The sequence below is a fragment of the Pseudomonas sp. N2-3-1-14 genome, assembly GCF_041228395.1.
Classification (GTDB): domain Bacteria; phylum Pseudomonadota; class Gammaproteobacteria; order Pseudomonadales; family Pseudomonadaceae; genus Aquipseudomonas.
On the sequence record NZ_CP166199.1, the window covers coordinates 1,594,564 to 1,607,999 of the forward strand.

A 13,436-nucleotide genomic window follows, 5' to 3' on the forward strand; every position below is an offset into this window, starting at 1 on the left:
GCGCGGCTGTCATCAGCGGTAAATCGTGCCGCCTGTCTTGAAGGGGCGGGCTGGCTTCACGCGTAAGGGGTTCGGGTCGTCGCCGCCATTGCCTTGTGCATGACCCACGCCGCTGCCAAGACGGATATGGTCATTGCCGTGCGCGCGTGAGTTTTGAGGTATTGGCGGGGAACGTTCCCGCTCCCATTGAGGCAACTTGCTAGAAAACAGCCGCGACCAATCAAGTCGCGGCTGCCATTCGCACTGACGGACGCCTACAGCAGGCTGATCGGGTAACTGACGATCAGGCGGTTCTCGTCGAACTCATTGTTGCTGTAGTCGCGGCGCATGCTGGAGTTGCGCCAACGCACGTTCAAATCCTTGAGGGCGCCGCTTTGCACGGTGTAGCCCAGTTCGCTCTCACGGCCCCACTCCTTGCCGTCGGTGATGGCCCCGGTGTGCACGTTGCTGCCGCTGATATAGCGGTTCATCAGGGTCAGGCCCGGGAGGCCGAGGACGACAAAGTTGAAATCGTGGCGCACCTGCCAGGATTTTTCCTGGGCGTTATCGTAGCTGGCGTTGTAGCTGTCGTTGGCAAGGGTGCCGCCGCTGGTACCGTTGACGCGCATCCACGCGCTGTTGCCGGTGAGTTTTTGCAGGCCGACGTAGAAGGTGTTGCCACCGTAACGCGCAGAAAACAGGCCGGACCAGGTCTTGTTGTCCAGCTCACCCGCGCGGGCGCTGCCGTCATCCTTGCCGTAGAAGAACCCGAGGTTGGCGCCCAGGGTCCAGTCACCCACGGGCTGGCTGTGGATCAGGTTGACGTACTGCTGGCGGTAGATGTCCTTGAGCTGGGCATTCCATATGCCGATCTGGGTGCGTTTGTCGTTGAACGCATATTCGCCGCCCTGGAAGTTGAAGCGGTCGGAGGTGAAGGCGGTTTTACCGGACATCGACATGTCCGTCATGCTGCTGTCATCGCGCGGGCTGTTGGCGCGGAACTGACCGCCGTAGAGCGTGAGGCCGTCGATTTCCTTGGAGGTGATCTGCCCGCCGCGCAGGGTTTGCGGCAGGGAACGGCCGTCGTCGGCGCGCAGGATCGGCAGCACCGGCATCCACTCGCCGACCTTCAGTTCGGTCTTGGAAAGCCGCGCCTTGAACGCCACTCCCAGGCGCCCGAAGTTATCGGCCGGGCGGCCGTCGTGGTCCAGCGGCAGCAGCTGGGTGCCACCGGTGCCGCGCCCGCCATCAAGCTTTTGTGAGTACAACCCCAGCACATCCATACCCAAACCCAGCGTGCCCTGGGTGAAGCCGGAACGGGCGTCGAGAATGAAACTTTGCGTCCATTCCTGCGCGCCGCCCTGGGCTTTGGTCGGGTTGGTGTAATTGCGGTTGAAGAAGAAATTGCGCAGGTTGAGGTTGGCGCTGGCGTCTTCGAGAAAGCCGTGTTCTTCGGCGACGACAGGGAGTGCAAGACTGGCGACAGCGGTCGCCAGCCACAGCTGGCGCGGTTGGAAAATGCTCATGGTGTTGGACCTGTTGTTATTGGGGTTATGCAGGTGCCGGCCATGGTGCTTGGCGGTATGGATGTGATGAAAGTGGGGCAGGGCGGTTTGTGGGCGATGATCGAACGCAAGTTGGCGGGCATGCCTGCATCGGCTGCCCGCCCTTGGGAAAGTTACAGTCGAGATTCAACCAGGCGGGTCAACGGAAAGGCAGGCAGGTACAGCTGGAACGCGAGCGTCAGTACCACCATGACCACCAGAAACACCAGTTGCCAGGGGCTCCAGTAACTCCAATGCAGGCCGCTGATCCACGGCCATTTGGCATTGAAGGATTCGTCGACCGTGCCCATGCGCCGGTGGCTGAACAAGTGGATCAGGATCATGCCCAGGTACGTCACTATGCCCATCACGCCGAGCAAAAAGCCGAACATCACCAGCATCCCCACTTGCGGAATACCGTGGCGCAGGACCAACCAGTATTGGCGTGGGTTGAAGCGTTGGGGCAACAGCCTCTCGCTCAGCCATAGGTCGGCAACGAGGAATCGCGAGGTGATGGCGGCCCAGCCCTGAGTGAGGCGTATGGCGACGACGGTCGGCAGGAAGGTCATCAACATGAAGATGAAGAGTTCGAGCGGCACCGGGCCTTTTTTCAGGTGAATGGAGGCCACGCACGTGGCAATGGCCAGCCCGCCCCACACCCTGCCCCAGGTTTGTCCGGAGACCGGGCGCGGCAAAAATGTTCGCCAAAAAAATACATCGGGTTGCGGCAGGCGCTCCAGTAACGACGGATAGCGCCAGGCAAACTTTTGCGACAGTTGCTGGCACGCGTTCCACTGATCATCACCAAACTGGGACACCAAACGGAGCTGTTCGGCAGTCGGCATCCGCGTCAGCAGCAAGCGTGCGGGCAAGGTGTCGGGTGCGTTGCGCGGGCCGTTGTGGGCTTTTTCCAACAGGGTGTCGTAGAAACTCTCCTGTTCGCAGCGTTCAACCAGGCCCCGCCACATCCACTCGGGCTCGGGGTGCAGGCCTTTCTGGTCATCCCAGCCAAAGACCTGGCAGACGCGCTCAAACAACGGCACGCTCCACGTGGTGTCGTGGAGCAATTGCAGGACGATGCGCTGCCATTGTTGTTGCAGGTCGAACACGCGCAGCCAGGGTTGCTGGTTGTAGGCTTTAAGCAGGTTGACGAACTCGCGCTCGGCCTTTTGCTCCAGCTGTTCCTGCAGCGCCTGGCGATACGCCTGCAGCTGCTCGCCGCTTAGCGCCTCATGTTGCCAGGGGCTCATCGCCACACGTTGCCAAGGCGTCAGCCATTCCAAGTGCTGCACCGCCCAGGCGGCAATTGCCGCACGCTCACCGGGGGCATCGAAACAGTGGCGCAGCAGAGCTGCCTGGAACGCATCGGCGCAGAGTTGATGCTGGGCCTGTTCCCAGCGCTTGTCGAGGGTGTGAGCGCCCAGCCCGTTGATCAGCGCTTGCGCGCGCGTTTGCTCGGGCGGCAGGTCGAACAGGGCAGGGCTGACGAGGCGAGTATCGTCAAACTGCGCGTATTCATGCGGGTTGCCGTCGGCCAGTTCGGCCACTGGCGCGTCGATGACTTCGACCTCTTCGTCCTCATGCTCGGCCCGCCAGCGCGCGATATGCAGCGCTTGTTCGTAAGCCTCACGCAGGCGCTGGAAACCCTCGGCGTCGTCGTCCGGGCGGCAGCTTTTCAGCAGTCGCGCGTAAGCACGCTTGATGGTGCGCTCGTCGGCATCGTCCGCCAGTTGCAACACTGTCCAACAGTCCATGTCGTTCTCTCTCAGCGCCAGAACCCGTTGTCGAGTTGCTCAAGTTGGCGGGTAAGTTCGCTGCGGGCCTCACGGATGCGGCGTTCGTCCTGGGTGTCGAGCACTTGCTGGAACTGCGCGGCCCAGTGCCCGAGTTGTTCGCGCAACTCGCCGAGGTTTTCCTGGTAGAGCCGTTCGAGGCGGGCGGTCAGTACGGTGTTGACCTGCTGGTCGCGCGGGTGGATTTTCAACAGCGCCAGGGCTTGCAGGCGTTGCTGGATCTCCTGCGGGCTGAGCACGCCGGGGTTGTTCTCGATCACCAGTGAATGCTGCTCGCCGGTCAGCGGAATGTTCACCTGGGCCTCGAGCAAGCCGTTGTTGTCGTAGGTGAAGCGCACGTCCAGCGAGACCTCGCCGGCCTTGCGCTTGGGCACGGGAATTTCCAACTGGCCCAGTTCGATGTTGTCTTTCACCAGACGGCTTTCGCCTTGGTAGATTTTCAACAGCACGCGGGTCTGTTCGTCGTGGAGGGTGACCACACTCTTGACCCGGCTGACCGGCACGCTGCTGTTGCGCTCGATCAGCGGCAGGTAATGCCCGCTTTCGATATGGCCGCCATATTGGTTCGAGGTTTCGATGCCCAGGGTGTACGGGCAGACGTCGGTCAGCACAATCTCTTCCAGCGCTGCCGAACGGGCCTTCAGCGCTGCCTGAATCGCCGCGCCGTGGGCGACCACTTGGTCTGGATCGAGGCTGATGGACGGGAAGCGCCCGAACAAGCCAGCGGCCAGTTTGCGCACCAGCGGCATGCGCGTGGTGCCGCCGACCAGCAGGATTTCATCCAGATCGCCGACCCGAATCCGCGCATCGCGCAGGGCGCGCTCAATCGGCGCGCGCAGGCGTTCCAGCAAGGGCGTGTAGAGCTTGGCGAGTTCAGCCTGGGTGAGGGTTGTGGCCCATTGCTGGCCGTCAACGCGCAGGGCGAACTCGGCGCTGTCGTCCTGGCCCAAGGCTTTGCGCACCCGCTCGGCTTCGCGGCGCAGGGCTTGCAGCACGGTGCTGGTGGGCGGGAAGCCCTGGGCATTGCGCTGGCTGTCGACGAAGTGTTCGAGCAATAAGGTGTCGAAATCTTCGCCGCCCAGGAAGTTGTCGCCGGCGCTGGCGCGCACTTCCATCACGCCGTCGAACAGCTCGATGATCGACACGTCAAAGGTGCCGCCGCCGAGGTCGAACACCAGGAACGAGGTTTCCTTGTCACGCTGGTGCAGGCCGTAAGCCAGCGCAGCGGCGGTGGGTTCGTTGATGAGTTTTTCAACGTTGAGCCCGGCCAGTTCACCGGCGATGCGCGTGGCCTTGCGTTGGCCGTCGCTGAAGTAGGCGGGCACGCTGATCACGGCTTCGGTGACGGTTTGGCCGTAGGTGCGCTCGATGTCTTCTTTCAGGCTTTTGAGCACCAGCGCCGAGAGTTCTTCGGGGCGGAACGAGCGGTCGCCCAGGCGCACTTCGGTGGCACTGCCCATGTAGCGCTTGAACAGCGAGGTGGTCAGGTGCGGGTGGGTGTGCAGGCGTTCCTTGGCGGCTTGGCCCACCAGGATGCGGCCTTGGTCATCCAGGCCGACCACACTCGGGGTCAGCAACTGGCCAAGGGCATTGGGCACCATTTCGGCAGCGTCACCGCGCCAGACGGCGGCCAGGCTGTTGGTTGTGCCCAGGTCGATTCCTACGATCATTACGACAAGCTCCCTTTGTGGTCTGTAAGAATCTGTAACCAATTTTACCCTGAAAGGTTCCGCAGAAAGCAAGGCAAGCCCGCTTCCTGTAGTGAGCGGGCAGGTTGTGGCGAGCGGGCTTGCCCCGCGTTGGGTGGCGAAGCCGCCCCAATTCAGGCGCCGCGTAGTGCCAGATGGAAATTGGGCGCCTGGTTTGGGGGCCGCTTCGCGCCCCAACGCGGGGCAAGCCCGCTCGCCACGAAAATAGGAGGCTGATCGCCAGGCATAAAAAAACCGCTTCCGGTGAGGGAAGCGGTTTTCTCTACAACAGCACGATTAGAACAACTTCAGTGCCGGTGCTTCTTCTTTCACAGGCTCGTTCTTCGCGGTCTGCTCGTTCCAGCCACCACCGAGGGCCTTGTACAGGTTGACCTCGCTGTTGAGCTGCGCCAGACGGTCGGTGATCAGCGATTGCTGGGCACTGAACAGCTGGCGCTGGGCGTCGAGGAACGTCAGGTTGCTGTCGACACCAATGCGGTAGCGACGCTCGGCCAGGCGGTAGTAATCCTGGTTGGCCGCGACGAAGCCACGCTGGGCGTCCAGTTGCTGCTTGTAGGTCGCACGCGCGGCGAGACCGTCGGAGACTTCCTGGAAACCGGTCTGGATGGCCTTCTCGTAGTTGGCCACGTTGATCTCTTTCTGGATCTTCGAGTAGTCCAGGCTTGCGCGCAGGCTACCGGCGTTGAAGATCGGGATGTTGATCTGTGGCGCAAACGACCAGGTGCCCGAACCGCCTTTGAACAGGCCGCCCAGGGTTGGGCTGGCAGTACCGGCACTGGCGGTGAGGCTGATGCTTGGGAAGAACGCTGCACGCGCCGCGCCGATGTTGGCGTTGGCGGCCTTGAGGTTGTACTCGGCCTGCACAATGTCTGGACGACGTTGCAGCAGGTCCGATGGCAACCCGGCTGGCACTTCGCTGAGCAGGTCATCCGACAGCGGCTTGCTGGCGATATTGGCCGGCAAACCGGTGCCGAGCAGCAGGGTCAGGCTGTTTTCGTCCTGGGCCACCTGGCGTGTATAGCGCGCCAGTTGCACACGGGCGTTTTCCACCGAGGTGCGCGCCTGGCTGAGGTCGAGGGCCGAGGCCACGCCGACTTCGTTGCTGCGCGAGGTCAGCTTGTAGCTCTGCTCGAATGCACCGAGGGTGTCCTGGGTCAGCTTGAGCAGTTCCTTGTCGGCCTGCCAGGTCAGGTAGGCGTTGGCCACACTGGCCACCAGGCTGATCTGGGTGCTGCGCCGCGCTTCTTCAGTGGCGAAGTACTTTTGCAGTGCTTCTTCGCTGAGGCTGCGCACGCGGCCGAACAGGTCCAGCTCATAGGAGCTGATCCCCAGGCCCGCCGAGTACTGGCTGGTGATGCCCGCTTCGCCGGTCTGCGACAGCTTGGCCGGCGTACGCGTGCGGCTGCCGCTGCCAGTGGCCGAGATGGCCGGGAACAGGTCGGCACGCTGGATCTGGTACTGCGCCGCATAGGCGTCGATGTTCAGGGCCGCGACACGCAGGTCACGGTTGTTGACCAGCGCGGTCTGGATCAGCTGCTGCAGGGCAGGGTCATGGAAAAACTGCTTCCAGCCTTGCTCGGCAGCGGCCTGGCCCGGCGCCTGGGCCGACGAATACGCCGGCCCCTGCGGGTACTGCGCTGCCACCGGCGCTTCGGGGCGCTGGTAGTCAGGTATCAGCGAGCAGCCACTGAGCACGAATGCCGTGACGGCTAGGGAAAGTAGCGACTTGCTCATTGGCCAGCCTCTTTAGGAGTTTCAGTAGTGTCCGTCTTTTTGTTGCGCTCGCCAGCAGACGACACGGTTGCAAAGAACAGTGGCACCCAGAAGATCGCCAGGACGGTGGCGGTGATCATACCGCCAATTACGCCGGTACCGATCGCGTGCTGGCTGCCTGAGCCTGCGCCCGAGGAGATGGCCAGCGGCAATACGCCGAGCATGAACGCCATGGACGTCATGATGATCGGACGCAGACGCATACGAGAGGCTTCGATGGCCGACTCGACGATGCCTTTGCCCTGTTCGTGAAGCTCTTTGGCGAACTCCACGATCAAGATGGCGTTTTTCGCCGCCAGGCCCACCGTCACCAACAGGCCTACCTGGAAGAACACGTCGTTGGACAGCCCGCGCATGCTGGTGGCGATCAATGCACCGATCACACCCAGCGGCACCACCAGAATCACCGCAATCGGGATCGACCAGCTTTCGTACAGTGCCGCCAGGCACAGGAACACCACCAGCAGCGACAGGGCGTACAGCGCAGGTGCCTGGGAGCCGGACAGGCGTTCTTCATACGACAGGCCGGTCCACGCATAACCGACACCCGCCGGCAGGTCCTTGGCAATGCGCTCGACTTCTGTCATCGCATCGCCGGTACTGTAGCCAGGCGCCGGAGTACCGAGGATTTCCATCGCGGCTACACCGTTGTAGCGCGAGAGCTTCGGCGAGCCGTAGATCCACTTGCCCGACGAGATGGCCGACATTGGCACCATCTTCCCGGAGGTGCTGCGCACGAACCATTTATCCAGGTCTTCCGGGGACATCCGGCTGAAAGCATCGCCCTGCACATACACTTTCTTCACGCGACCACGGTCGATGAAGTCGTTGACGTAGCTGCCACCCAGGGCGATGGCCAAGGTCTGCTGAATGTCTGACAGGCTGATGCCCAGGGCGCTGGCCTTCTCGTCGTCGACGCTGAGCTCGTACTGCGGTTCATCGTTCACGCCGTTGGGACGCACACCTGCCAGGATCTTGCTTTGTGCCGCTGCACCCAGGAACTGGTTGCGCGCAGCCATCAGCTTGTCGTGACCGACGCCGCCCTGGTCTTGCAGGAATACGTCGAAACCGGTGGCGTTACCCAACTCCAGAACCGAAGGCGGCACGATGGCATACACCATGGCGTCCTTGAACGTCTGAGAGAAGTAAGTCTGGGCGCGCTTGGCAATTTCGAATACCGAGTTGGATGCGTCGCGCTCCTCCCATGACTTGAGCATCACGAAGGCCAGGCCAGAGCTTTGGCCACGGCCCGCAAAGTTGAAGCCGTTTACGGTAAACACCGATTTTACGCCTTTGCCTTCGCCTGGCTCGCCTTCCTTGTCGTTCAGCAGGTAGGCACGCATGTCGTCAATGACGGTTTGCGTGCGCTCCGCCGAAGAACCGACCGGCGTCTGTACCTGAGCGAAGATCACGCCCTGGTCTTCATCGGGCAGGAACGCGGCGGGGATGCGCATGAACAGCCAGATCATGCCGGCCAGGATCAGCGCATAGACCAGGAACGCCGGAATCTTATGCTTGATCATATTGCCGACGCCGCGCTCGTAGCTCAGTACGCCACGGTCGAACGTGCGGTTGAACCAGCCGAAGAAACCGCGCTTGGGTTGGCCGTGCTTTTCCGGGTCGATCGGCTTGAGCATGGTTGCGCACAAGGCCGGGGTGAAGATCAGGGCAACCAGTACCGACAACGCCATCGCCGAAACAATAGTGATGGAGAACTGTTTGTAGATCACACCGGTGGAACCGCCGAAGAACGCCATCGGCAGCAGTACTGCGGACAACACCAGGGCAATACCCACCAGGGCGCCCTGGATCTGGCCCATGGACTTGACCGTCGCCTCTTTAGGCGACAAGTGCTCCTCGGCCATCACTCGTTCGACGTTTTCCACCACCACGATGGCATCGTCCACCAGCAAGCCGATGGCCAGGATCATGCCGAACATGGTCAGGGTGTTGATGGTGAAACCGAACGCAGCGAGGATCCCGAAGGTACCCAGCAATACCACCGGTACGGTCATGGTGGTGATGATGGTGGCGCGGAAGTTCTGCAGGAACAGGAACATCACCAGGAACACCAGCACGATCGCTTCGACCAGGGTGTCAACCACACCGGAGATCGATTCGGTCACCACCGGGGTAGTGTCATACGGCACCACCGCCTTCATGCCTGGCGGAAAGAACGGTTCCAGGGACGCCACGGTGGCGCGGATGGCCTTGCCAGTGTCCAGAGCGTTAGCACCGGCCGCCAGCTTGATCGCCATGCCGGATGCCGGTTTGCCGTTGAACTGTGCCGCAATGCTGTAGTTCTGACCGCCCAGCTCGATACGGGCGACATCCTTCAGGCGTACCTGTGAGCCGTCGGTATTGACCTTCATCAGGATATTGCCGAACTGCTCTGCAGACTGCAGGCGGGTCTTGCCGATGATGGTTGCGTTCAACTGGGTGCCGGGCACGGCAGGCAAGCCGCCGAGTTGGCCGGTAGCCACCTGCACGTTCTGTGCGGAGATCGCGGTGCTGACATCCACTGGCGTGAGCTGATAGTTGTTCAGCTTGGCCGGGTCGAGCCAGATGCGCATGGCGTACTGCGAGCCGAACACCTGGAAGTCACCTACACCGGCGGTCCGCGAAATCGGGTCCTGGATGTTGGACACGATGTAGTTGGACAGGTCGTCCTTGGTCATGCTGCCGTCTTCCGACACCAGACCGATTACCATCAGGAAGTTCTTCACCGACTTGGTCACGCGGATACCCTGCTGCTGCACTTCTTGCGGCAGCAGTGGGGTCGCCAGGTTCAACTTGTTCTGCACCTGAACCTGGGCGATATCCGGGTTGGTACCCTGGTTGAACGTCACGGTGATGGTCATGCTGCCGTCGGAGTTACTGTCCGAGGAAACATAACGCAGGTTGTCGATACCGTTGAGCTGTTGCTCGATCACCTGCACCACGGTGTCCTGCACGGTTTGTGCGGACGCGCCTGGGTAGGTCACCTGGATGTCGATGGCGGTCGGCGCAATGGCCGGGTATTGGTTGATGGGCAACTTCAGGATCGACAGTGCCCCGACCAGCATGATCACCAGGGCAATTACCCAGGCGAAAATGGGACGGTCGATAAAAAATTTCGACATGGATTACTCCCCTTTACCAGCATCGGCAGCAGGCGCTGCGGCAGTGCCGGCGGGTTTGGCGTTGTCTGCGTCCTTGACCTTGACTTCGATGCCCGGCTTGATGAATTGCAGGCCTTCGGTGATCACGCGGTCACCGGCGTCCAGGCCTTTTTCCACCAGCCAGTAGGCGCCGGCAGTACGGTTGGCGACCAGCTGACGTTGCTCGACCTTGTTGTCCTTGTTCACGATCAGCGCAGTCGGGATGCCCTTGAGGTCACGGGTCACGCCTTGCTGCGGGGCCAGAATGGCCTTGCTGTTCACACCCGCTTGCAGTTGGGCGTGGACGAACATGCCCGGCAGCAGGGTGTGATCAGGGTTCGGGAACACGGCGCGCAGAGTCACGGAACCGGTGGTCTGGTCGACCGACACTTCAGAGAATTCCAGCTTGCCGTCCTGGCCATAGGCGCTGCCATCTTCCAGGGTCAGCTTGACCTTGGCGGCATTTTCGCCGGCCTTTTCCAGCTGGCCGCTTTCCAGGTCACGGCGCAGTTTCAGCATTTCAGCCGAAGACTGCGTGACGTCGACATAGATCGGGTCCAGTTGCTGGATGACGGCCATGGCATCGGCCTGGCCATTGCTGACCAGTGCGCCTTCGGTGACCGAAGAACGGCCAATACGCCCGGAGATCGGCGCGAACACTTTGGTGTAGCGCACGTTGATCTGGGCGGTTTGAACGTTTGCTTCGGCAGTCATGCGGTTAGCGACGGCAGTGTCGTATTCCTGGCGGCTGACGGCTTGCTCATCGACCAACTGCTTGTAGCGGTCGGTGATGGACTTGGTCTGGGTCAGGCTGGCTTGTGCGCTTTTCAGGGTCGCGTCATACACCGACGGGTCGATCTGGTAGAGCTGTTGCCCTTCCTTCACGTCGGCGCCTTCCTTGAACAGGCGCTTGAGAATGATGCCGTTGACCTGTGGCCGAACTTCCGCAATGCGGAAGGCGGTGGTACGCCCCGGCAATTCGGAGGTCAGGGTAAAGGCTTGCGGTTGAATGGTGACCACGCCGACCTGAGGGGTTTGAGCGGGCGGAGCCGCTTCTTCCTTTTTACATCCGCTGAGCAGCGATGCCAGGGCGACGGCAGTGACCAGAGCGGTAACAGCTGGCTTAAGTTGCATGAAGATCCTCGGGTCAGGCGCGCAGAATGCGCACAAGAAGTGTGGAAGGGTAAAAAACAAGCTGTGAGTAGATAAGTAGCTTGCTACGCAATATACTTACGTTCATGGTTGTTTGTAAACTCTTGACAGGCTTCGCGGAATGCTGACAAAGCAGGTCCAAAAGCCTCGATTTTAGTACGTTCGGCGCCCATGACGGTGTCGTCCCACAATTATTTAGATGATCGTTACCGTCTATTAAAGCTGCGTTATCGATAGTCCCAAGTGTTCTGATTGAGGTTTTACTGCCATGGTTCGTCGCACCAAAGAGGAAGCTCAGGAAACGCGCAGCCAGATTCTCGAAGCCGCCGAACAGGCCTTTTATGAGCGCGGCGTTGCGCGCACTACGCTGGCGGATATCGCGGCGCTGGCCGGTGTGACGCGCGGTGCCATCTACTGGCATTTCAGCAACAAGTCCGATTTGCTCCAGGCACTGCTGGACACGCTGCACGAACCCCTGGACGAACTGGCCCGGGCGAGTGAAAGCGAGGATGAAGTCGATCCGCTTGGCTGTATGCGCAAGCTGTTGATTCATTTGTTTCATCAGGTGGCCCTGGACCCGAAAACCCGGCGCATTAATGAGATTTTGTTTCATAAGTGCGAGTTCACCGATGAAATGTGTGACATGCGCCGCCAGCGCCAGACCCATAGCCTGGAATGCAACCTGCGTATCGGCCTGACATTGCGTAACGCGGTCCATCGCGGGCAGCTTCCGGAAAATCTCGACACCACCCGTGGTGCGGTGTGCATTCATGCCTACATCAATGGGCTGATTGGCCAATGGCTTCTGGTGCCCGACAGCTTTCAGTTGCATCAAGAGGCCGAGCGCTGGGTTGATGCAGGGCTGGACATGCTGCGCCTGAGCCCCAGCCTGCGCAATTAAGACAAAATGCGTAATTGCGTCCAGTTGTGTCAACAGCAAAGACAAGCGACAGTCGATCGTCCTTGCGCCTGAAAGGTGGGGTGACTTTATATACGGGCTGGCGGCCGGTTGATAGGTAGCCGCCTAAGTATTTTGTAGCAATATTGTTGCAAGCCTGTGAAGGAATGTTTCTAAAGCTGGCGCAAATCAACATGTTGGGGCGGCTTGGGTGGGAGCCGGGCTTGCCCGCGATGCAGCCACCTTAGTGCGCCAGAGGCACCGCAGCGATGCTATCGCAGGCAAGCCAGCTCCACACAAGCCTGCTGCCACATTCAATCTCCGGTATTCCAGCGCGCAGTAAAAAGCCCCGGTTCCTGCGAACCGGGGCTTTTGCGTTTCAGACGATCAAAGCGCCAGGGTTGGGTAGTCGATGTAGCCGACCGGGCCCTTGGCGTAGAAGGTTTCCGGGTGCGCTTCGTTCAGCGGCGCGTCGGCCTTCAGGCGGGCTGGCAAGTCGGGGTTGGCAATAAACGGTACGCCAAAGGCCACCGCGTCTGCCTTGCCCGAGGCCAGCCAGGCATTGGCGCTGTCCTTGGTGAAGCGTTCGTTGGCGATGTAGGGGCCACCGAAGGCTTTTTTCAGCTGTGGACCGAGGCTGTCGCCGGCTTCTTTTTCACGCGAGCAGATGAACGCGATGCCACGCTTGCCCAGTTCGCTGGCGACGTAGGTGAAGGTTTCGGCCAGGTTGTCGTCGCCCATGTCATGGGAGTCGGCACGCGGCGCCAGGTGCACACCCACGCGGCCGGCGCCCCAGACGTCGATGGCGGCGTCGGTCACTTCCAGCAGCAGGCGCGCACGGTTTTCCAGGGAGCCACCGTAGTTGTCGGTGCGCTTGTTGGTGCTGCTTTGCAGGAACTGGTCGAGCAGGTAACCGTTGGCGCCGTGGATTTCCACGCCGTCAAAGCCTGCGGCCTTGGCGTTTTCGGCGCCGACGCGGTAAGCGTCAACGATATCGGCGATTTCAGCGGTTTCCAGCGCACGAGGCGTCGGGTAGTCGGCCAGCGGACGCACCAGGCTCACGTGGCCCTTAGGCTGGATCGCGCTGGGTGCCACTGGGGTTTCGCCGTTCAGGTACGACTCGTGGGAAATACGTCCGACGTGCCACAGTTGCAGGAAGATCTTGCCGCCCGCGCCGTGCACGGCCTTGGTCACATTGGCCCAGCCGCGTACCTGGTCGTTGGACCAGATGCCCGGGGTGTCCGGGTAGCCCACGCCCAGCGGCGTCACGGAAGTGGCTTCGCTGAGGATCAGCCCGGCAGACGCGCGTTGCACGTAGTACTCGGCCATCAGCGCGTTGGGTACGCGGCCTTCATCGGCACGGCAGCGGGTCAGCGGCGCCATGATGATGCGGTTGGACAATTGCAGGTCGCCCAGTTTGATCGGATCGAAAATAGTCGTCATGGGAT

At 61.2% G+C, this 13,436-nt stretch carries 8 protein-coding genes; 1 reads left to right on the forward strand and 7 read right to left on the reverse strand.

Features of this window, described 5'->3' with window-relative positions:
- Window positions 1–254: 254 nt before the first annotated feature.
- From AB5I78_RS07345 to AB5I78_RS07370, 6 genes are all read right to left on the reverse strand, one after another.
- Window positions 255–1,505: an OprD family porin gene (locus AB5I78_RS07345; protein WP_242194192.1), complete on the reverse strand. Its 1,251-nt coding sequence runs from the start codon at window positions 1,503–1,505 to the stop codon at window positions 255–257.
- Between the two features lie 152 nt (window positions 1,506–1,657).
- Window positions 1,658–3,277 carry a J domain-containing protein gene (locus tag AB5I78_RS07350; RefSeq protein ID WP_369300753.1) on the reverse strand — a complete coding sequence of 540 codons (1,620 nt, stop codon included), beginning with the start codon at window positions 3,275–3,277 and terminating at the stop codon, window positions 1,658–1,660.
- Window positions 3,278–3,288: 11 nt separating this feature from the next.
- A complete protein-coding gene (locus AB5I78_RS07355; protein ID WP_369300752.1) occupies window positions 3,289–4,986 on the reverse strand; it encodes a molecular chaperone HscC in 1,698 nt (565 codons plus the stop codon).
- Window positions 4,987–5,301: 315 nt separating this feature from the next.
- Window positions 5,302–6,759, reverse strand: a complete 1,458-nt coding sequence (adeC, locus tag AB5I78_RS07360; RefSeq protein ID WP_119738870.1) for an AdeC/AdeK/OprM family multidrug efflux complex outer membrane factor — start codon at window positions 6,757–6,759, stop codon at window positions 5,302–5,304.
- On the reverse strand, window positions 6,756–9,920 hold the full coding sequence (locus AB5I78_RS07365) for an efflux RND transporter permease subunit (RefSeq protein ID WP_242194184.1): 3,165 nt from the start codon (window positions 9,918–9,920) through the stop codon (window positions 6,756–6,758). The genes adeC and AB5I78_RS07365 overlap by 4 nt, the downstream gene beginning before the upstream one ends.
- A gap of 3 nt (window positions 9,921–9,923) precedes the next feature.
- Window positions 9,924–11,072 (reverse strand): efflux RND transporter periplasmic adaptor subunit, encoded by a 1,149-nt coding sequence (locus AB5I78_RS07370; protein ID WP_119738874.1) that lies wholly within the window; start codon window positions 11,070–11,072, stop codon window positions 9,924–9,926.
- A 286-nt stretch (window positions 11,073–11,358) separates the two neighbouring features.
- Here AB5I78_RS07370 and AB5I78_RS07375 point away from each other — a divergent pair, with 286 nt between their 5' ends.
- Complete coding sequence (locus tag AB5I78_RS07375; RefSeq protein ID WP_027604391.1) at window positions 11,359–11,991, forward strand: TetR family transcriptional regulator; 633 nt, start codon at window positions 11,359–11,361, stop codon at window positions 11,989–11,991.
- 384 nt (window positions 11,992–12,375) lie between these two features.
- On the opposite strand, the gene AB5I78_RS07380 is transcribed toward AB5I78_RS07375, so the two are convergent.
- Window positions 12,376–13,431, reverse strand: a complete 1,056-nt coding sequence (locus tag AB5I78_RS07380; protein ID WP_145162774.1) for an alkene reductase — start codon at window positions 13,429–13,431, stop codon at window positions 12,376–12,378.
- Window positions 13,432–13,436: the final 5 nt, after the last annotated feature.